15 protein-coding genes and 1 pseudogene are annotated in these 20,288 nt (G+C 72.5%); 12 read left to right on the forward strand and 4 right to left on the reverse strand.

The window, feature by feature from the left end; translation table 11 throughout:
* Window positions 1-59: 59 nt before the first annotated feature.
* On the reverse strand, window positions 60-386 hold the full coding sequence (locus ACFVX6_RS20030) for a TcmI family type II polyketide cyclase (protein WP_389693176.1): 327 nt from the start codon (window positions 384-386) through the stop codon (window positions 60-62).
* Between the two features lie 508 nt (window positions 387-894).
* Here ACFVX6_RS20030 and ACFVX6_RS20035 point away from each other — a divergent pair.
* The 3 genes from ACFVX6_RS20035 to ACFVX6_RS20045 are packed head-to-tail and all read left to right on the forward strand — an operon-like array spanning window position 895 to window position 2,444.
* On the forward strand, window positions 895-1,350 hold the full coding sequence (locus tag ACFVX6_RS20035; protein ID WP_389693265.1) for a flavin reductase family protein: 456 nt from the start codon (window positions 895-897) through the stop codon (window positions 1,348-1,350).
* Complete coding sequence (locus ACFVX6_RS20040; protein ID WP_389693178.1) at window positions 1,347-2,189, forward strand: BTAD domain-containing putative transcriptional regulator; 843 nt, start codon at window positions 1,347-1,349, stop codon at window positions 2,187-2,189. The genes ACFVX6_RS20035 and ACFVX6_RS20040 overlap by 4 nt, the downstream gene beginning before the upstream one ends.
* A gap of 12 nt (window positions 2,190-2,201) precedes the next feature.
* Window positions 2,202-2,444: a DUF6059 family protein gene (locus ACFVX6_RS20045; protein ID WP_389693180.1), complete on the forward strand. Its 243-nt coding sequence runs from the start codon at window positions 2,202-2,204 to the stop codon at window positions 2,442-2,444.
* Here the strand turns inward: ACFVX6_RS20045 and ACFVX6_RS20050 are convergent.
* Window positions 2,441-2,929 (reverse strand): anthrone oxygenase family protein, encoded by a 489-nt coding sequence (locus ACFVX6_RS20050; protein WP_389693182.1) that lies wholly within the window; start codon window positions 2,927-2,929, stop codon window positions 2,441-2,443. The genes ACFVX6_RS20045 and ACFVX6_RS20050 overlap by 4 nt on opposite strands.
* Window positions 2,930-3,073: 144 nt before the next feature.
* Between ACFVX6_RS20050 and ACFVX6_RS20055 the strand changes: the two genes are divergently transcribed.
* Complete coding sequence (locus ACFVX6_RS20055; protein ID WP_389693184.1) at window positions 3,074-4,588, forward strand: MFS transporter; 1,515 nt, start codon at window positions 3,074-3,076, stop codon at window positions 4,586-4,588.
* A 56-nt stretch (window positions 4,589-4,644) separates the two neighbouring features.
* On the opposite strand, the gene ACFVX6_RS20060 is transcribed toward ACFVX6_RS20055, so the two are convergent.
* Window positions 4,645-6,681, reverse strand: coding sequence for a glycosyl hydrolase family 8 (locus ACFVX6_RS20060; protein WP_389693186.1), 2,037 nt, complete (start codon window positions 6,679-6,681; stop codon window positions 4,645-4,647).
* A 199-nt stretch (window positions 6,682-6,880) separates the two neighbouring features.
* Here ACFVX6_RS20060 and ACFVX6_RS20065 point away from each other — a divergent pair.
* Window positions 6,881-8,367, forward strand: a pseudogene (locus ACFVX6_RS20065) (CehA/McbA family metallohydrolase).
* Here ACFVX6_RS20065 and ACFVX6_RS20070 read toward each other — a convergent pair.
* Complete coding sequence (locus tag ACFVX6_RS20070; RefSeq protein ID WP_389693188.1) at window positions 8,339-11,719, reverse strand: CHAT domain-containing protein; 3,381 nt, start codon at window positions 11,717-11,719, stop codon at window positions 8,339-8,341. The pseudogene ACFVX6_RS20065 and the gene ACFVX6_RS20070 overlap by 29 nt on opposite strands.
* Before the next feature lie 536 nt (window positions 11,720-12,255).
* Here ACFVX6_RS20070 and ACFVX6_RS20075 point away from each other — a divergent pair.
* The 7 genes from ACFVX6_RS20075 (at window position 12,256) to ACFVX6_RS20105 (ending at window position 20,287) form a co-directional block, all read left to right on the forward strand.
* Entirely contained in the window at window positions 12,256-15,678 is a 3,423-nt protein-coding gene (locus tag ACFVX6_RS20075; RefSeq protein ID WP_389693190.1) for a CHAT domain-containing protein, read from the forward strand.
* Window positions 15,675-16,436 carry a hypothetical protein gene (locus ACFVX6_RS20080; protein ID WP_389693192.1) on the forward strand — a complete coding sequence of 254 codons (762 nt, stop codon included), beginning with the start codon at window positions 15,675-15,677 and terminating at the stop codon, window positions 16,434-16,436. Before ACFVX6_RS20075 ends, ACFVX6_RS20080 begins: the two co-directional genes overlap by 4 nt.
* Window positions 16,437-16,450: 14 nt before the next feature.
* Window positions 16,451-17,122 (forward strand): RES family NAD+ phosphorylase, encoded by a 672-nt coding sequence (locus ACFVX6_RS20085; protein WP_389693194.1) that lies wholly within the window; start codon window positions 16,451-16,453, stop codon window positions 17,120-17,122.
* Between the two features lie 73 nt (window positions 17,123-17,195).
* Entirely contained in the window at window positions 17,196-18,317 is a 1,122-nt protein-coding gene (locus ACFVX6_RS20090; protein ID WP_389693196.1) for a hypothetical protein, read from the forward strand.
* A 137-nt stretch (window positions 18,318-18,454) separates the two neighbouring features.
* On the forward strand, window positions 18,455-18,685 hold the full coding sequence (locus ACFVX6_RS20095; RefSeq protein ID WP_389693198.1) for a hypothetical protein: 231 nt from the start codon (window positions 18,455-18,457) through the stop codon (window positions 18,683-18,685).
* Window positions 18,678-19,448, forward strand: coding sequence for a hypothetical protein (locus tag ACFVX6_RS20100; RefSeq protein ID WP_389693200.1), 771 nt, complete (start codon window positions 18,678-18,680; stop codon window positions 19,446-19,448). Before ACFVX6_RS20095 ends, ACFVX6_RS20100 begins: the two co-directional genes overlap by 8 nt.
* Complete coding sequence (locus tag ACFVX6_RS20105) at window positions 19,445-20,287, forward strand: protein phosphatase 2C domain-containing protein (RefSeq protein WP_389693202.1); 843 nt, start codon at window positions 19,445-19,447, stop codon at window positions 20,285-20,287. Before ACFVX6_RS20100 ends, ACFVX6_RS20105 begins: the two co-directional genes overlap by 4 nt.
* The last annotated feature ends 1 nt before the right edge of the window (window position 20,288 follow it).

Here is a 20,288-nt window from a genome sequence, read left to right on the forward strand (position 1 = left end):
CGGTTCCCCCCAACGGCGACGCCGCCGTCATTGCCCGGACGCGCGGGCGGCGAGCCGTCTCAGCCCTCCGCGCGCCAGGTGTAGAACTCGTGGGCCATCGCGTCCCGGGGACCGCGCCAGGTCACGGGGTCGTAGGCGGCGATGTGCGGGCTCAGCCGGTCGCTGACATCGGTGAACAGCTCGTGGCCCGTCAGCTCGCCGATCGGACCGCGCACGTCCTCCTCGGAGGCCATGTAGTGCAGGTAGAGATCGTGGAAGCGGAACAGCCTGCGTTCCTTCACGCCGATCAGATGAGGAAGCTCGCCGGCATCGGATTCGGCGAAGATGCGCTTCACGTCAGCTGCGGCGGTCGGATTCATGCGAGCCACGATAAGAGTGCTGCGCATTCACTTTCCTTCCGGTCCAGGTTCGGCCGCCCGGTGAGCGGCCACATCAGAATCACCCGGCGGGCTAAAGCGCTGATGAGGGCGGAGAAAAGCCGTCGCGATAAAGGCGTCCGACGGATTGCGGAGCGTGTGCATCCGTGGACCCCCGGGGTGGAGTCCAGCCGCCGGTACGTGCTCCCGGCACTCCCAGATTGCCCAGTCGCCGTTCCCGCAGGGCCTGGAGCAGCGCCGGCCGCACATCTGTGACCAGCGGTCGAACGGCGGGGAGCCGTGCTCCGGTACGGGTGCTTCGGACGAAAGTACGCCCCGCCTCGTCCTTTGGGCCGTAGGCGGCGTCAACCTCGCATCGTTAAGGTCGGGTACCTGCAATGCCCTGCTTCCGGAGTCCGAATTCTCTCCGGCGAAGGGAGCGCGCAGTCTTTCATAGGGGGATTACGTGGAGAGCTTGACCGTTTCGGAAACCGAGGAAAGGGATACCGAGGTCGTGGAGGCGCGAGTGCTCCGGGAAGTGTGCGGACGTTATCCGACCGGTGTCGCGGTCATCACCTGCCGGGGGGAGGGGGAGGAGCCGGTGGGGGTCACGGTGAACTCGTTCACCTCGGTCTCGCTCGACCCCGCGCTGGTGCTCGTGTGCGTCCACCGGGAATCGCGGGCGCTGGCGGCCATCCGGGACTCGGGCTCCTTCGCCGTCAACATCCTGGCCTCGGACCAGGCGGCCCTGTGCCGCGCCTTCGCCCGCCGCGACACCGCCGGCTTCGGTGAACTGGCCCACGCCCCCGGCGCGACCGGTTCCCCGGTCCTCGGAGACGCACTGGCCTTCCTCGACTGCCGGCTGCACACCACGTTCCCGGGCGGCGACCACGTGATCGTCATCGGCGAGGTCGTCGACCTGGGCCTCTTGCGCGAGGAGCAGCCGCTGACCTTCTTCCGCAGCGCCCATCCGCGACTGGAGGTTCTGGCATGACCGTCACCATGGAACGGCAGGCGCCGTGCGGCGTGCAGGACCTCACCCCGCGCAGGGTCGCCCTGCGGCTGCTGGGGCCACTGGAGATCATGGTGGACTCGGTCGAAGTACTGCTGCCCCAGCGCAAATTGCGCCAGCTCCTGGCCACGCTCCTGGTCCGCCCCAACGGGACCGTGTCCAACGAGGCGCTCATCCGCGAGCTGTGGGGCGACCGGCCGCCGGCCACCGCGCTCGCCGCCCTGCGGGTGTACGTCTCGCAGCTGCGCAAGTTCCTGATCCGCCACGACCTCGACGGCCGCTGGTGCACCCTGCGCACCCGGGCGCCGGGCTACCAGCTCCAGGTGAACGACGGCATCCTCGACACGGTCTGCTTCGACCGGCTGTGCGCGCTGGCCGCGGATTCGGAACGGGCCGGCCACCACGAACTGGCGCTGAAGCAGTACCGCGAAGCCCTGGCGCTCCGCCGGGGCCCGACACTGGAGGGCCTGCGGGACAGCTCGGCCCTCTCGGGCACCGCCCTGCAGTACGACGAGGCCTGCATGACCGCGCTCAAGCGCCGCATCGACCTGGACCTGCGGCTCGGACGGCACTTGGAACTGGTCGGCGAGCTCAGCCGGCTGGTGGCGGAGAACCCCCTCAGCGAAGGGCTCTGCGCCCGGCTCATGGTGGTCCTCCACCGCAGCGGCCGCAGCGGCGACGCCCTGGCCTCCTACCGCCGCACCCGCGAGCTGCTCATCGAGGAACTCGGCATCGAACCCGGCCTGGAACTGCGCATGGCCCACCAGACCGTGCTCGCCGACGACACGGTGTTCCACCTGTCCGACCGACTCTCGGCCTGAGCGGCCGTGCCGGTGTCCGAGCCCGTGTCCCTCCTCGTACCCGCGTTACTGAAGCGGCTCCTGCGCTTCTGCGTGGACGCGTTGATCGTCTACGGCGAGACGCAGTTCTGCATCCCCGCCCCGCACGTCCCGGCCGCTCCCGACGGCCAGGGGGCCCTGCGGGGACTCCCGCCCGGCCACCCCGAACGCATGCCCCGGGAACAGCCGTTGACCGCTGCGGAGCGGGCGCTCGACCGTCAGCTGAAGGGCCTCTAGGAAGAAGCCGACCCGGACTCCCGCCGCCCCTGGAGGGGCGCCACCGCGGTGATGACGAGCAGGATGAAGGCGATCAGGGCCGTCGAGGTGCGCGTGCGGTTGAAGAGATCCCAACGGTGCAGGATCTCGGCGTAGTCGGCCGGCGCGGAGGTCGTGGCCCACACCTTGATCTGCCCGTTGATCGGCACGTTCCCGAAGCGGGTGACCAGGAAGGAAGTCCCCACCAGCAGGGTCGCCGCCGCCGCGAGCGCCCGCTCCCGGCCGCGCGTCTGCAGGGTCAGGGCCAGTGAGCTGACCCCGGCGACCGCCATCGCGGAAAGCATCACCGGCGAGTTCATCTTCATCAGTTCGGCGTGGAAGGTCAGCCGCATGTCCAGCGGCACCTCCCAGAAGGTCGGTCCGAGATTGACCGCTCCGTAGCCGAAGGCACCGGCGAGCAGGCCGGTGGCGGCGACGGCTATGCCCTTCATCACGCGAACACGCATGAAATTTCCTTCAGTTGAATCCGTCGGCCGTCGGCCCTTGCCGTGGAGTCGTCACGAGGACGAGGACACCCACCGTAACCGAACCCGCCGCCCCTCCATGTGAGGCGCCGGGCCCAGGAGTTGCGCCCACCACCCGGAGGTCCCATGTCATTCGAAGCGCAGGCCGCCCCGGCTCCCGTTCCCGGGGCGACCCCACCGGCGCGAGCGGGAACCGGCCGCCGGCCGGTCCTGGCCCTGCTCGTCATCGCCGCGGCCGAGCTGATGGTGGTGCTCGACGCGACCATCGTGAACATCGCCCTGCCGAGCATCCAGAGCGGCCTGGAGATCTCCGCCGGCAACCTCGCCTGGGTGGTGAACGCCTACGCCGTCACCTTCGGCGGACTGATGCTGCTCGGCGGCAGGGCCGGAGACCTCTTCGGCCGCCGCCGGGTGTTCCGGTTCGGCATCGTCCTGTTCGTACTGGCCTCGGTCCTCGGCGGACTGGCCCCCAGCGCCGGACTCCTCATCGGCGCACGGGTGCTCCAGGGCGTGGGCGCCGCCATCGCGGCGCCCACCGCGCTCGCGCTGATCGCCACGAACTTCCCCGAGGGCAAGGAACGCAACCGCGCCATGGGCACCTACGCCGCCATGGCGGGGGCCGGCTCGACCGTCGGCCTGATCCTGGGCGGCGTCCTCACCGAGTACCTCGACTGGCGCTGGGTGCTGCTGGTGAACATCCCCATCGGGATCGGCGTCCTGGCCGGAACCACCGTGCTCGACGAAGCCGACCGGTCCCACGGGAAGCTCGACGTCTCCGGAGCGGCGGCCGGCACCGCCGGTCTGCTCAGCCTGGTGTACGCCGTCACCCGCGGCGGACAGCAGGGCTGGGCCGACGCCGTCACCCTCGGCTGCTTCGCCGCCGCCGCCGTTTTGCTCGTCCTCTTCCTGCTGCGCCAGTCCCGCATCGAGCACCCCATGCTCCCGCTGCGCGTCCTCCAGGACCGCAACCGCGCCGGTACCTACGCCGCCCTGTTCCTCGCGGGCCTCGGCATGTTCTCCACGTTCTACTTCCTCACCCTCTTCATGCAACACGTGCTCGGCTTCGGTGCGGTGCGGACGGGGCTCGCCTACCTGCCCTTCAGCGCCGGCATCGGCATGACGGCCGCGATCGGATCGAAGCTCGTGCTCAGGCTGGCGCCCCGGCTGGTGGCCGCACCCGGACTCGTGGTCGCCGCGGCCGGCATGCTCTGGCTGGGCACCCTGACGCCGCACTCCTCGTACGCCGGTGTGCTGATGCCCGCCATGTTCGTCACCGGTGCCGGGCTCGGTTGCGCCTTCGTACCGCTGACGCTCGGCGCGGTGCGCGGAGTCGCGGAGAACGACTCGGGCAGCGCCTCGGGACTGCTCAACACCGCGCAGCAGATCGGCGGGGCGCTCGGGGTGGCCGGCCTGGCCGCCCTGTCGACGGCGTTCGCGGACGATCGCCTGCCGCGCGCCGACGAGGCCTACTTCTCGGGGCTGCGCACGTACGACACGGAGCTCGTGGCCCGGGCCCAGGAGGCCATGACGTACGGCTACACCCGGGCCTTCACCGGCGGGGCGCTGGTGTTCGCGACGGCCGCGCTGATCGTGGCCCTGGTCAACGACGCGGGCCGACCGGAGCCATCGGCGGCCGGTTGAGCCACGGGTACGGCCGCGCCTGCCGGGCGCGGCCGTACCCGGAACTCCCTCGCCGGCTAAGGGACCCAGTGGTTGCCGGAGGCGGTGATCATGACCTGGAGCTGGATGCTCGCCGAGAAGTAGCTGCTGGTGTCGATCGGGGCGGCCAGCATCTTGTTCCAGAGCGCGTCCAGCCAGGCCTGGCTGCCCGGGTCGGTCATGGCCGCCAGCGCGAACGGGGCGAAGTACGCCGCCTCGCTCCCGGCGGAGATCTGCGTGCCGTCGAGCTTGTAGCCGATGGCTATCTTGTTCGGGTCGCCGCCCGTCTTGGCCTTGATCCAGGCGTTGACCTTCCGCGCCGACGCGAGGGACTTGGCGTCCCCGCTGGTCACCGCGTCGTCCGCGATGCGCCACGGGGTCCGGCAGGCGTTCCACCAGTAGGCGCCGTCGTTCGGGTCCTCGAGGACCTGACCGGGGGCGGGCTTGGGGGTGGTGTTCGTGTTGACGACGAAGTCGGGGAGGAGCCCGGTGTTCGGGGCGTAGGAGGCCTGCAGGTTGGTGATCTGGTTCTGGTGCGCGGTGCGGACGGTGTCCCAGGCCGAGTCGCCGGTCGCCGTCCGGAAGGCCCGGAAGTGGTCGACCATCCAGTCCGAGGTGCGGGTGATGTAGTAGTACTGGTCGCCGGAGCTGCTCCAGTCGCCCAGCTTGAGCAGGTTGGTGGACGGATTGAGCTCGTCCTTCTTGATCGCGTTGATGTGCTTGATCGCGAGGGCCTTGTAGTTGTACGTGCCCGCGCTGCCCCACTGCTTGTCGGCGAGGAGCAGCCCGTACGCGACGTCCATGTCGCCGTCGGTCGCGCCGTCACCGCCGTTGACGCTCCGGCAGGCGGTGTCCTGCTCCGCGGCGAGCAGGTCCGGGTTGACCGACGAGGGGTGGTCGATCGTCCACTTGGTCAGACCGTCGAAGATCTTCTTCGCGTCCGGGTCGGCGCCGGCCATCGTCGCCGCGATCACCATGCCGTACCCCTGGGCCTCGGCCACATAGGGGTGGTCGGCGTCGGGGGAGATGACCTGGTACCAGCCGTTGCCGCAGTTCTGCCGGACGAACGCGGACTTCCAGTGGGTGTAGTAGTCGATGGTCTTCTGGTCGAGCGTGCCCTGGGCGCCGGTGGGCTTCAACGTCCCGGCGGCGTAGGGGCGGGTGTGGCTGCCGAACGGCACCGCCGGACCGGAGCCGCTCGCGGGCTGGGTGGTGACGTTGAGCGCCGTGCTCGCCGCGGAGGTGTTGCCCGCCGCGTCCCGCGCCTTGACCGTGTAGCCGTAGCTGGTGGAGGCCGTGAGACCGGTGTCCGTGTACGAGGTCCCGGTGGCCGCTCCCACGTGCGTGGCGCCGCGGTAGATGTCGTAGCCGGTGACGCCCACGTTGTCGGTGGCGGCGTTCCAGGCCAGCGAGACGCTGTTCGCGGTGGTGGCCGTCGAGCGCAGACTGCCCGGAGTGCTCGGCGGCGTGGTGTCGGAGCCGCCGGAGACCGGGGAGCCGTAGACCTCGAACTCCCAGAGGGAGTAGCCGTACGCGGTGCCCCGGGCGGTGCCGTGCATGCGGACGTAGCGCCCGGTCCCGGTGACCGTCAGGTCGTCGGTCGCGCCGTTCCCGGTGCTGGTGGAGTAGACGTCGGTCCAGGTCGTCCCGTCGTTCGAGGTCTGGATCTTGTACGTCTTCCCGTACGCGGCCTCCCAGTTGAGCTTCACCCGGCTGATGGTGTGCGCCGCTCCGAGGTCGATGCGGATCCACTGCGGGTCCACGCCCTCCGCGCTGGCCCAGCGGGTCGCGGCGTTGGCGTCCACGGCCTTGCCCGCCTCGAAGCCGCTCGCCTCGACCGAGGACGCGGTCGTGGGCTTTCCGGTCGAGACCAGCACCGCGGCGGACTCGGCGGCGGTGGAAGTGGCGGTGGAAGTGGCCGAGACTCCGGTTCCGGCGGCCGTCGCGGCCGCGGCGCTGAGGCCGGTGAGGCCCGCCATGGCGGCGGCGAGGGCGGCGACGCCCGCCAGCGGGCGGTGCCAGTGGGGGCGGCGACGGTCTCTGTGCGCGGAGCGTTGCTGATGTGCTCGTGACATCGGGCGTCCTCGGGTGGGTGCTGCACGAGTGGGGGGAGCGGCCGGTTCGGTCTCGGCCAATGGTTAGGAATGGTTCCTAACCATTGGCCGAGAGAGTAGAAACGGAACAGGGTGTCGCGCAAGACCCTGGGCGCGATCCGTCAGCGCGATCCGTCAGCGCGGTGTACGTCGGTTCACGCCGGATTCATCTCGCCCGGTGATGCTCGGCACCATGGCCCTCAGTAGACGAGCACTGCTGGCACAGGCAACGGCGGCGGCCACGATCGCCGCGAGCCCCTCCGTCGCGGCCGCGGCCGCGGACACGGAGCCGACCACCACCACGACGCTGCGCGGCACGATCCCGCCCGGAGCCCCGGCTTTGTGTACGTCCCCGTGGACATCCCCCCGGGTGTACGCGAGTTGCGCGTCTCCTACCGCTACGACAAGCCGCCCACCCCGCCCGGTACTCCGGGCAACGCCCTCGACATCGGCCTGTTCGACCAGCGCGGCACCGCCCTCGGCGGCCGCGGCTTCCGCGGGTGGTCCGGCGGCGCCCGCAGCGAGTTCTTCCTGCGGACCGACGGGGCCACCCCCGGCTACGTGCCCGGCCCGCTGGAGCCCGGCCGCTGGCACATCGCCCTCGGCCCCTACACCGTGGCCCCCCAGGGCCTGCCGTACGAGATCACCGTGGTCCTCGCGTACGGCGAACCGGCGCCCCCCGCCCCCGTGACCTACCCGCCCGAACGGCTTCCCGGCCGCGGCCGCGCCTGGTACCGCGGGGACTGCCACGTGCACTCCGTGCAATCCGACGGCCGCCGCACCCCGGCCGAGATCGTCGGCCTCGCCCGCACCGCGGGCCTGGACTTCGTCAACACCTCCGAACACAACACCCACAGCTCCCACACCGCCTGGGCGGGCGCCGCCGACCAGGGCCTGCTCGTCCTCGCGGGGGAGGAGATAACCACCCGCACCGGCCACGTCCTGGCCGTCGGCACCGACCCGGGCACGTTCGTCGACTGGCGCTACCGCTCCCGCGACGGCCGCTTCGAGCGGTTCGCCCGCGCCGTCCGACAGGCCGGCGGACTCGTCGTCCCCGCCCACCCGCACGCCACCTGCATCGGATGCGCCTGGAAGTTCGGCTTCGGCGAAGCCGACGCCGTGGAAGTGTGGAACGGCGCCTGGACCCCCGACGACGAGGTCTCCCTGGCCTCCTGGGACGCCACCCTGCGCGGCGCCCACGGCGATCGTTGGCTCCCGGCCCTGGCGCACAGCGACTACCACCGCGACCCGGACCGCATCGGCGGACCCCAGACGGTGGTCCTGGCCGACGACCTGTCGCGCACGGCGATCCTGGCGGGCCTGCGCGCCGGCCGCGCCTACGCCGCCGAATCCTCCGCCGTCTCCCTCGACTTCACCGCCGTCGGCCCGCGCGGCACCCACGCGGGCATGGGGGAGCGGCTGCGGGTCGGCGACCCCGCCGCGGAGGTCCTCGTACGACTGTCGGTGACCGGGGCGGAGGCCTGCGACCTGCGGCTGGTCACGGACCAGGGGCTCGCCTTCACGGCGCCGGCGGCGACCTCCCTGGAGTGGCGCACGACGCCCGCGCGGGCCGCGTACGTCCGCGCGGAGGTCCGCCACCCGGCGCAGGCGCCACCGCTGCCCGGCGCACCCGCCGCGTTCACCAATCCGATCTGGCTGGATTCCTGACCCGGGACGGGCCCGGATGGCCCTGGTGGACGAAGGCGGCCCAGACCGCCGGGTGTTGCAGCTCCGGACCGCCGGCCAGTTCCTCGAGCAGGCTGTCGCTGAGGGAGCCCGGATTCTCGCGCTCCGGGTCGAGCATCCAACTCTGGGCCGAGTGGAGCGCGTCCACGGGGCTCAGTCCCTCGACGGTCAGGTAGTGGTGGAACACGGCCATCATCAGGGCCGCCGCCGAGTCCCTGGTCGCCCACCGGGATCCCACCACGTCCCGCGCTCCGTTCGCCACGAAGGCGCTCGTCAGGGTGAGTGCCTCGTCGTGGTCGCGCTTGCTCAGGTCCGTCTCGCAGGCACTGAGCACGACCAGGGGTCCGTCGGGGGCGTCCTGTTCCCCCGTGGGGTGATCGAGCAGCCGCGAGACGGTGAGCAGGTCGGTGGTCCGGTCGCCCTCGGGCCCGTCCGCGTCGGGGGCCAGGCGCAGCGCCGATGCGGTCGGGTTGGTGCCGGCCGAACCGTGACAGGCCACGTGGAGCAGGGACGGGGCCCCGGCCAGGGCGTCGAGGAGGTCGTTCGGAGTGCCGGCCGCCGCGGGTTCGACGGGGGGCTCGTAGAACTCCCCGTACAGGCGCGCCCGCGGGTACAGGCTCTGCTGGAGCGCCACCACCTCGAGCTCCGCGTACGGGAGGCTCATGGTGGGGTCCGCCACCAGGACGGGGGCGTCTGCCGGGGCGCGCCTGCCGCGCCGGACCGTGTTGAGGAACTGGCGGCCGGACGCCGCGTAGCTGATGACCATGATCTGGCACACGTAGTCGCTGGGTGCCGCGGCCGGCAGCCGTGCCGCGTGCCAGGGCACGACACCCAGGCGGCCGCAGGGCACCAGCACGATCCTGGGGCCCCCGGGGCGGTCCCTGCGCCGGTTCTCGTTCGCGGCGAGCCGCTCCGCGACGCCCGAGATCACCGGGAGGATCACCGCGTCCGTTGCCCAGTCGCAGAGTTCGGACAGTGCGTCCTCCCAGGTCTGCGCGGCCCCCGGCGCGGGGGGCCGGACCTGATACGCGGCCGAGGCGTCGAGGAACCGCTCCAGGGGGCCGCTCTGCTCGCCGGACAGGAGCGGCAGGGCCCGTACGCCGGTGCCCATGTCCGGGCCCAGCACGACCGCCATGCCCGGCGTGCTGCCCTCGCCGGCGAGCAGGTACACCAGCGCGTCCGCGTCACCCTCGGCCAACCCGGCCTTGAGCTCGTCGACCGTGGGGGTACGGAAGAGGGCGCCGTCCCGCTCGCGGTGGCCCAGGGCCTCCAGGGCCCGGCGCCGCAGGGAACTGGGCAGCTCGCGGGGGAGCGCGTCGGGCACCGCTCCGGCTCCGGGCGCGGATCGGTCCGGGGCCGGGGCCGGGGCCGGTGCCGCTGCGCGCCACTCCTGTGCGAGGCCGTGGTGGCCGCGGGCCTCCAGCAGTTCCGGTACGGCCCGAGAGGCGGAAGCGGCTTGCAGCACCAGGGCCCGGCCCAGTTCCAGCGCGGCCACCGCCTCCTCGACCCGGCCCTGGGAAGCGGCCCAGATGGCGGCCTGCACCCCGCGCTCGGCCCCGGTACGGGCGGTCAACAGCCCGTGTTCGGGGCCCGATTGCAGGACGACGTCACCGGCGAGCGCCTGCAGGGATTCCATTGCCGCGTCCGTGGCGGCGTCCTGGTCCGCCGGGTCCCTGGTACGGCCCAGACGGATCCGGTAGCACTCCGCGAGCTGCCACAGCGCGGGGAAGGCAATGAGCTGCGACCGGCCCTGCCGGACCTCGTCACGGACGTGTTCCAGTCCGCTGATGGCGGCGTCCAGATCGGCGGGGTCCTGCGTGGTGGAGTACCGCAGGCCCGCCGTCATGGCGGCGAGGTACCGGGTACTGGTCGAGGCACCCGGGTCCGGCGGAGCGGGGCTGGGCATGAGGTCCGGTGTACGGCTCACCACGGCCCGCGAGGCCCGCATCCCTTCGATGACCGCCTCGAGCTGTGCCATGGGGAACGCGGCCTCATCCTTGGGCCTGGCCGTCAGGGCGGCCTCCTGCCGCTCCAGGCCGCGCACGACGGTCTCGTCGTCGTGAGTGAGTTCGCCGAGCAATACGAGTCCGGAACCGTGGGCGAGCATCACCATCCAGCGGAACGGATGATCGGCGGGCACGGAGGCTTCGAGTGCGTCCGCTTCGTCCATCAGTCGCAGGAACTCGCCCTCGTCCTCCGCCTTCTCCGCGGCCAGCATGCCGACCAACAGACGGGCTGCCCGGGCCGCGACAGCGAGGTGGGCCTCTCCGGGATGAACGGCTCCCCGCTGCGTGTAGTGGTCGACGACGGACTCCATGTGCCGGAGGGCATCGACGCCGTCGACCCGGCTGCCCCCGAGTGGCGCGGCCGTCTGCAGCACCATGCGCATCAGGTTCTGGATCTCGGAGGCCTGGCCGTGCCCCGCCGGAAGGCTGTCCAGCTGCCCGCCGAGCCGCTGGAGAAGCCGGTTGACGGACTCGGGTTCGCCGGTCTTCATCGCCTCCGACAGGCCGAGCACGGCGGTGAACCACGCGCCTGTGACGGCGATGTCGGCCTGGTCCTCCGGCTCGGGCTCAGGCTTCGGAGTCGGAGTAGGAGTCGGAGTAGGAGTCGGAACGGTGGTGCCCGGTGCCCGTGGGGCTGAGGGGTCGGTGCCCGGCGGGATCAGGCCCAGCAGCGTCTGCAGCTGATCCCTGAGCGGAAAGTCGGGGGGCAGCATGGCCAAGAGCGTGTCGGGGTCCGACAGGTCGCTCTGGTCCACGTACGACAGGATGTCCTGCATCTGCTGCAACTGGCCCTGCAGTTCCGGTGGCAGCGTCGGCAGCTTGCCGATCTCGGCGGCCAGCGCCGAGAGCCGCGCAGCCTCGGCGGCGTTCTGTGCGGGATCCGTCACCAGGGCGCGGTCGAGGACGGACCAGATGTCCGGGGGCGGCCCGGCCGCGTGGCCCGGCTGGGTGTGGCTCGACACCATCATGAGGAACATCGCCGCCCAGTGCCTGTCCTCGTCCGTCATCAGCTCCCCGGCGGCCGTCGCCGGATCCCGCACCTCGTCCAGCAGACGCCGGGCCTGCTCCGAGTCGGCCGGTGTTCCGTGCTCGGAGAGGTGGCGCGTGGCGTGCAGGGCGCCGAGCACCAGGGTGACCCTGCCGAAGAAGCGGTCGTGGTGCAGGAGGTGTCGCAGCCTCGAGAGCTCGGCAATCGACTCCTCGAACTCCTCCGCGGACACCGGGTGGTTCTCGTCCCCCCGCCCGATCAGCCGGGCCGCGCGTTCCGCCGCCCCGGTGGCCCAGGCATGCACCGCCCGGACCCCGCCGGCTTCCTCCTCGTCCGCCATGCCTCCACGCCCCCGTCCGCCCCGGTGAATCCATCAGGTCGTTCCCTACGGCCCATGATGGTCACAGGGCGGCTTCCGTAGGTACCTGATCGCCGCCAACTTCCCACGAGCCGACCTGAATTCGCCCGGAGAGCACCCCGGGGTGCCCAGCCGGATTCCGTTCCCCGGCCCCGGCGGGGCGGGAACGGGGCGAACAACGGGCGAGATCCGGGTGCGGCCTTCACCGCCACGCCGTCCGATGCTTCGCTGCTCGTGTGGGGGGAGCAAGGGGGAGGGGCAGCGCGGACATCGGTGTGGTGAGCGCTGCACCGGTGCCGGTCGCGGGCGTCGTCGGCACACTGATGTCCGCGCTGCCGACCCGGCGGGCGGCCGACCGGAGCCGGCGGCGAGCTTCCCGGGCGGAGTCGGGTCGTCGGCGGGGCGAAGCGGGGGAAGTCGAGGCGGTCCGCGCCTCGGATCGGCATAGTGGGGGTGATCCACAGGCGGGTGAAGGCTGTTGAGGGCTGTGGGCGGGGGCCCGGAGAGGCGGGATGCGGGTGAGTGAGGAGAGCGGTGGCGTCGAGGGCCTGCGCACCTGGGTGTCGGACGCCATCGAGCGGGTGAAGCGGCAGCTCCCGGGCATGGGCGGCGGTCAGCTGTCGCCGCATGCCTCCAAGGCCTCGGTCGCCGAACTCGACCAGCTCGCCGGGCTGCTGGACCACGACGAGGTCCTGCGCGGCTCGGTGAACGTGTGGCTGGCCGGTGCGCTGACCCTGAGGGACGCGGCGGGGGCCGGCTCGGCCGGTGACCGGGAGCGGGCCGAACGGATGCTGCGGGAAGCCCGGGACCGTACGGCGCCGCTGGGGGCGGTGGTGACCGGGGAAGAGCGGCGGTGGGCGGCGCTGTTCCTCATGAGCCACGTGACTCCGATCCAGCCGCAGCAGGGACACTTCGCGGCGGCGCCCGACCTCTCCGGCTATGTCGACTGGCTCCGGCAGGCGGGAACCGCCGGGATGGTGGCCAAGGCGAACGAGCTGGGCACGCTGATGGACGAAGCGGCGGAGCTGCCGCTGTCACCGGAGCTGCTCGGTCCGCTGCGCCAGGCGCAGGCGCTCTTCTCGGCCCCTTCCGCTCGGGGACTCTCCGATCTGATGACGAGCATGGTGCCGCCCGGTTCGCCGTTCGCGGGTCAGCTGAACCAGATGATCGACGGGATGTTCGGGGCGATGGCGTCGGCGGGGCAGCCTTCCGCCGCGTCCCCTGGGCCGGTGTGGGAGCGGGATCTCTATCCGGACGACCCGGACCCCGACCCCGTACCGCAGCCGGACCCGGACCCCGTACCGGAGCCGGAGCCGGAGCCGGAGCCGCAGCCGGCTCCCGAGCCGAAGACGGCCCCGGCTCCCGAGCCGCGCCCCCCGCTCGACCCCGATGCCCTCCGGAACATGATCGCCGCCCTGGACGCCGTGAACGCGACCACCCAAGGGCTCGACTCCGTCCTGGGCAGCGGTGACCCGCAAGCACTCAACGAGCTGCTCCAAAGGCTCCGTTCGGTACAGGACCTGCCCATGCCGGGCTTGGAATCGGCGTCGGAGACCCTGGAAAGTCTGAGGGCACTCCTGCTGAGCATCAGTTCGACCGTGGGCGGCAGCTACCAGGACCTGTCGGCCGGACGTGCCCACATCAGTGCGGTCGCCGAGCACTTGCAAAGGTCCGCCGGAAAGCTGCCTCCGGGATTGGGGGACCCTGCCGCCTTCACCCGTGCGATGGAGATCACCTTCCGATCGATGGAGGCGAGGGAGACGGAGGACGTCCCCAGGCTCCGGGAACTCGTCGAGGAGGCCGAAGCCCTGGGGGCGGTCGTCGACGAGAGCGTCCCGCTCCGGTTCGCCGTCGACTGGGCCATCGGTACGGTCCATGCTTCGCTCGGCATGCTGACCCGGGACAAAGACGCCCTGCTGAAGGCCCTGCCCCACATCGAGCGGGGGATGACACGTGCCGACGCGAGCGGGCTGCCGTTCGCCGGTGACCTGGCCACGCCGTGGGCGAGGGAGCTCGACCTGATCCGCGCCGCCCTCACCGGCGAGCGAGCGGGCCTGGTCCCCGACTACGTTCCCCCGCCCCCGGACGCCTCGATGGAGGACCTCTACACCTCCACCCTCTCCCTGGGCATGCGCTTCGGCCTCGACGGCGACCCGGCCGTGCTCGATGCCCTGATCGAGGAACTCGAACGGCTCCGGATCGGCGTACGGGAGGGCCGGGCGCCCCGGATCGCCGCCGACGCGCTGTGGCAGCTGGCCGAGTCGTACCACCTGCGCCGGCTCCGCACGAAGGGCGAGCCGGACCCGGAGGACACGGAGGTCGTGGACGCCGCCGGGGAGGCCCTGACGGCGCTCGCCGCCGACGTCCTCCTCCAGTCGGGCGTCGAGCACGGGCTGCTGGCTGCCCGTACCGGGGCGAGCCGAGGCGTACGGGCGGCCCGCATGGCGGCCTCGTACGGCAGGCTGCACGAGGCCGTGACGGCCCTCGAACTGGGGCGGGCCCTGGTCCTGCAGGCGGCCTCCACCGCCTCGGCCGTGCCCGAACTGCTGGAGGCCGCCGGACGCCACGACCTCGCGGCGGCCTGGCGGGCCGCCGGCGGCGGCGAGGCCCCCGGCGACGCGGGGGAGGTTCCCGGACTGCTCCCGAGCACGCTGCGCCGCGAAGCCCTCGATGCCCTCGGCTACCGCGGGGAAGGGGGCCTCCTGGGCACTCCCACCCTGAGCGACCTGGCTGACGGGCTCGCCGACGCCGGCGCGGACGCACTCCTCTACCTGGTGGCCGGAGACACCTCGGGCCCGGGCCTGGCGATCGTGGTGGGGCCGGAGCTCGGAGCCGGTGCAGGTGCGCTGACGGAACTTCGCGATGTCGAGGGCGGGCCCCTCGCGCGGTACGTGGAGGCAGCGGCGGCGCGGGACGGCAGCCCCCACGACCCGGCCGTCGTCCGGACGTGGGAAGGGGCCCTGGAGGACCTGTGCGACTGGGCGTTCCAGGCCCTGGGTCCGCTCCTCGGCGAGGTCGAGGAGCGCCTGGCGGCAGCCGGTGAAGGGCGTCGCGACCGGCTGCCGCGCATCGTCCTCGTGCCCTGCGGGCGCCTGGGCATCGTGCCGTGGCACGCGGCGAGGCTCCCGGCCGAGGCCGCCCACGACCGGCTCTGCCAGACGGCGGTCATCAGCTACGCGGCGTCCGGCGGGCAACTCCTGCGCACGGCACGGCGCGCGCCGAGGGACCCGGCCACCTTCCCCGTTCTGGTGGCCGACCCGATGATGAGCCTGGCGTACGCCGATACCGAGGTCACCACCCTGCGGGACGTCTTCTATCCGCACGCCCGGCTGTGCGGCGCGCTCTACGACGAGGAACTGCCGCCCGGCACGCCCGACGCCGTCCTGGGCTTCCTCGCCGACGGCACCTCCTTGCTGCACGTGGTCTCGCACGGATCGGCGGGCACCCGTCCCACGGTCTCGGCCCTGAACCTCGTGGCCGACGACGCCTGCACACCGGCCCCGCTGACGGTGACCCGGCTGCTCGACCACGGGGGCCGACAGGAGCCGTCCGACGGGCCGTTGGTCGTGCTGAGTGCGTGCCAGACCGACCTGAGCATGCGGGACCACGACGAGGCGCTCACCCTCACCACCGCGTTCGTCGCCGCCGGAGCGCGGGACGTCGTGGGATCACGGTGGCTGGCCCAGGACAGTGCCTCCGCGCTGCTGATGGCGGTGTTCCACCACCACCTGGTCGTCGACGGGCTCGCCCCCGTGGACGCCCTGAGGGCCGCGCAGTTGTGGATGCTCGACCCCCACCGCGAGAACCCTGGTTCCCTCAGCGGCGACCTGCTCCGGGAGATGGGACAGCCGGGACTGGAACGGACCGCGCTCTGGGCCGCCTTCATCCATCAGGGACATCCGGGCCCGAGCTCGGCGAACACAGCAGAAGGGACAGCATGAACGAGGAGGGCCGCGGGCCGTCCGCGGAGCCGTTGCTCGCCCTGATCGGCGAGCACAGGGAGTCCATCCGTACCGCGCTCGACGACGGGCAGCACGCGCTGCTCCTCACCCGGCTGAAGGCGCTCGCCGAGGCGTCACCGGACGACGGCATGGCGGTGCCCAGGGCGCTGCAGGGGGTCAGGCTGGCCTTGCGGCAACTGCCGTTCGGCCATCCGGTGCGCACCATGGTGGACGGGGTGCGGCTGGTTGCCGCGCCTCCCGGGCCGCAGACCGTGACGGAGGCGCTGAAGCTGGTCAACTTGCTGGCGGCCCAGGCCCAGGCCCCGTCCGCGGAGACGGGCTCGACGTCCCCGGACCCTGCCCCTGCCCCTGCCCCTGCCCCAGAGTCCGGCTCGACGCCTGACCCGGCGGTGCGCGGCGACCACGCGACCGACCCGCTGCTCCGGGAGCCGGCCCTCTCGGCGGCCGAGGTGACGGCCCGCTGCGGTGGGGCGCCACCGCCCGAGCTGATCAGACTGCCGGACCCGCCGAACGGCGACCGCTACCCGGAGTTCCAGTTCCCCGCCGGCGGCGGCACCCCGTACGAGGTGGTGCTCGAGGTCAACCGGCTGCTCATGGCGGAGGTCGATCCCCGGGGCGCCGCCTCGTGGTGGTACGGCGGCAACAGCTGGCTGAGCGGGCCCCCGGTGTCGTTGCTGGGTCGGATGCGCGACGACGAACTCGTCGGTGCGGCCATCGCACTCGTGGAGGGAGAGTGATGAGGGTCAACTCCATGCCGATGATCAGGCTCTTCCCCATGATCAAGGAGGAACTGCACCCCAACTTCAGGGTGATCCCGGCCGGCACGGAGCTGTGGCGGGTGCACAAGTCCAAGTACAGGGCGACCCAGTTCAACCCCACCCTTGCGGACATCCACTTCGAGGGCGGCCGCTTCGAAGGCACCGTGCTGGACCCGTACCACAGCCTGTACCTGGCCGACAGCGCACTGACGGCCGTCGCGGAGAGCGTGCTGCGCTCCGTGCCCTGGACGGGCGAGAAGCGGACGATTCCCTACGCCCTCGTCCAGGGCAGGTCGTTGAGCGTGCTGCGCACCACGTGTGAACTGACCGTGGTTTCCCTGGTCGGTGAGGCCGACCTCGCGGCCGTACGCCGGAACGCCGAGCTCCTGGACGACGAGCGGAGCTATGCGAAGGCGCGGCGCTGGGCGAGCGAGATCCGGGCCCAGGCGCCCGACGCCATGGGGCTCGTATGGCAGTCCCGGCGGAACCGGCCCGAGCACGCCGTGGTGCTCTTCCACGATCGCTTCGACGACCGCCACGGCCGGGCCCTGGAGGCGCTGCCGGAACGGGGTGTCGAAGACCTCGGATCCCCGGCGGGCCTCAAGGAAGTGAACCGGCTCCTCGACCCGTTGTGGGCGGAGGTGTCGGAGCCCATGGGGTGGTGACGCCCCGTACGGGCGCTCCCGGGCGTCCGTACGCGGCTTGTCCGCCTGTGAAGGGTGATGTCATCGTGAGCCCATGGCATTGCCTCTTTCTGATTACACGTCACTTCTCGCCGAACTGAAGGAGGTCAGGCGCGCGGGACTGATCCGGCTGCGGGGGCGCGCGCTTCCCGGGCTCGAGGCGGCGGCGACGACGGTCGCTTCCGGCGGCGCCCGGCCGCCGGGGGCGCCCATAGAGGTGTTGTTGCGCAGTGCGGTGGCCCGCCTGGACGCGGGGACCCTGCGCACCGCCGCCGAGTACACCCTGGGCCTGGCCCAGGGAACCCGGGACTGGCCGGCGTCCTCCCGCCGGGCCAGGGCGGCGTCGGTCTACGGAGTGAGCGTTGAGCGCTTCCGCAAGGACCAGGAGGTGATGGTCCTCGGCCAGGTCGCCGAGCACATCGTGCGGCTGACGGCGGACGCGGCCGCGCCGGGCGGATCGGGTGGACCGGCGGGGCCGGTGGACGGGGGCGGGGCAGGCACCCATCGGTCCGTGGAGGTCCGGGCGGCCGGCCGGACCGTCGGCCTCACGGTGCACGTGCACCCCGTGGACCTGCTGCGTGACGTGGACGTGGTCGTCTCCCCGTCCAACGTCCATTTCGCGCTGCCCGAGGCCTACAAGTCGTCCATCGCCGCGTCGCTGCGGCGGGCCGCCGCGGTGCACGGGATGACCGGTGAGCTCCTGGCCGACCCACTGCCCGCGGAGCTGCTCGAGTGGGCTGAGCAGCACGGTACTTCGGGACGTGCGGTGCGGCCCGGCACGGTGGCGGCCACCGGGGCGGGGGCCCTGGCGGCGCAGGGCGTACGGCGCATCTACCACGCGGCGATCGCCGTGCCCCGGGCCGGGACCAACGATTACGACGTGCTGCCGGCCGATGTCACCCGGGCGGTGTCCCGGGCCCTGGCGCTGCTGGCCGAGGAGTGCGACCGCCATGTGCCGCCGCTGACCTCGGTGTGCTTCCCGCTGCTCGGCTCCGGCCGTGGCGGACTGTCCTACGAGGTCAGTCTGGGTGCCGTGTGGGCGGCGGTGGAGGCGGAGCTGGCGCGCGGGGCGCGCTGGGACGTGCACTTCGTGGTGCGCACCCCGCAGGCCGCGGCGGTGGTGGAGCGCATCGCCGCCGGAATCCGCCCGGCGCACGACCAGGGGCCAACCGGCTGACCCGGTGCAATGGAGGGGCGCTCCGGTGCGCACGAGGGGCGCACCGGGGCCGCGCAAGGGGGGTGCGGGGGGATCATGGTCTGGGTAATCTTCGCTGTCACGGCCATAGTTGATGAGCTGTCACCTAGCGTGGGCGCATGAGCGGTGGGATGGAAGAGTGGGGGCACGGGGCGCCGGGCCGGGTGATCACCTGGCCCGATCCCGACGCGTACGTCCTGGTCGAAGGAGTGCTGCTGCGCATGCTCCCGGAGCCCCCGGGAGCGGCGCCGGGCACGGAGGTGGTCGTGAGGTACGAGGCCTCGCGGGATCTGCGCGTCGCCCGCGAGGCGGCCCCGACGGACCAGGGTGGGGTGTGGGGGGATGAGTGAGTACGGCTTCGGACTGGCGCAGGGCAATGACGAGCGGCAGCCCGTCGTCCTGCTCCTCGACACCTCGGCCTCCATGGGGCGCCCGGCCGGGAGTCCCCGGATCGACGAGCTCAGCCGGGCGCTGGCCGGCTGGTTCGACGGGGTGCGGGCGGAGCCGAGGCTGCGTGCGCGGGTCGAGGTGTGCCTGATCACCTTCGACTCGCGGGTCCGGGTCTTCGACCCGGACCGGGAACAGCTGGTTCCGGTCGAAGAAGCTGCGCCGGAGCGGCTCTTCGTACCGGTGGACCGGATGCGCCCGCCCCGGCTGGAAGCATCCGGACTCACCCGGATGACGGAGGCCGTCGAGATCGCCCTCGACCTGAGCCGGGCGCGCCACCGGACGCTGCAGGAACAGCGGGTCCAGGTGCGCAGGCCGTTCCTGTGGGTTCTGACGGACGGGGCCCCGAGCGACGCCGACGGGGAGCCGATGGACCCCGCCGCCCTGGCCGGTACGGCGGAGAAGGTGCGGCGCGGCGAGGAGCGGGGCGAATGCGTGCTCCAGGCGATCGGTGTGAGCGGCGCCGACCTGGAGCTGCTGCGGGTCCTCGCCCCCAAGGGGGCGCTGATGCTGGAGGGCCTGGACTTCGGGCAGATCCTCGATCTGCTGTTCCAGAGCTCGGACCGGATCGGGGCGGTCCAGGCCGCCGACGAGATCCACGGACAGGTGGCCGACTTGGTGGACCGGCAGCGGCGCTTGCGCCTGCTCGAGGAGCGGTACCAGTGATCGTCGCGGGGGCCGCGGTCCAGGGAACCGCGCACCTGGCCCGCGGACAGGGCTGCCAGGACGCCTTCAAAGCGGTCGAGTTGGGCGGGACGGCGGTGCTGGCCGTCGCGGACGGCGCCGGAGGCAGGGAGCGCAGCGCGCTCGGCGCGCACATCGCCGTGGACGCCGCCTGCCGGATCCTGGCCGAGGACATCCCCGGGGCGGGGGACGCTCCGGAGGTGTGGACCGGGTGGATCGCCGAGGCCGGCGCCAGGATCGTCGCGGACTACCGGCGGGCGGTGGAGGGCGTGTTGTCGGCGGTGGCCGAACCGTCGGAGTCGGTGGTCGAACCGTCGGAGCCGGTGGACGCCGGCGCGCTCGCCGCCACGCTGGCGGCGGCCGTCGTGCGGCCGCCCTGGGTGGCGTTCCTCTCGGTCGGCGACTGCTTCGGGACGGTACTGACCCGCGACCCCGACGGGTCCGGGCCGGCCCGCGAGGTGCGCGAGCGGTGCCACCTGGTCCTCCCGCCGCCCGCTCCGGGCGCGCCGGAGACGGTCTTCCTCTCGTCGCCCGGAGCCGCGCTGCGATTACGGTCCTTCGTGGTCTGGGAGCCGCAGCTGAGCGGGGTCGTGCTCGCCACCGACGGCTGTGCGGCCCTGACGCTCGACCACCCCTCCGTACGCGAACTCCCACCCGAAGTAGGACCGTTGCCCTCCGAGCGGTTCTTCTGTGGCCTCGCGGCCACGCTCCGCGCCAACGGCGGTGACGCCACACCCCTGCGCGCCCTGCTCTCCGGGCCGGGGGCGGCGCGGACCGGTGACGACCTGACGGTGCTCTGCGCTCTCACGGACGGCAGGTGAC

The organism is Streptomyces sp. NPDC058289, from assembly GCF_042880975.1.
GTDB classification, from domain to species: Bacteria; Actinomycetota; Actinomycetes; order Streptomycetales; family Streptomycetaceae; genus Streptomyces; species Streptomyces stoeckheimensis.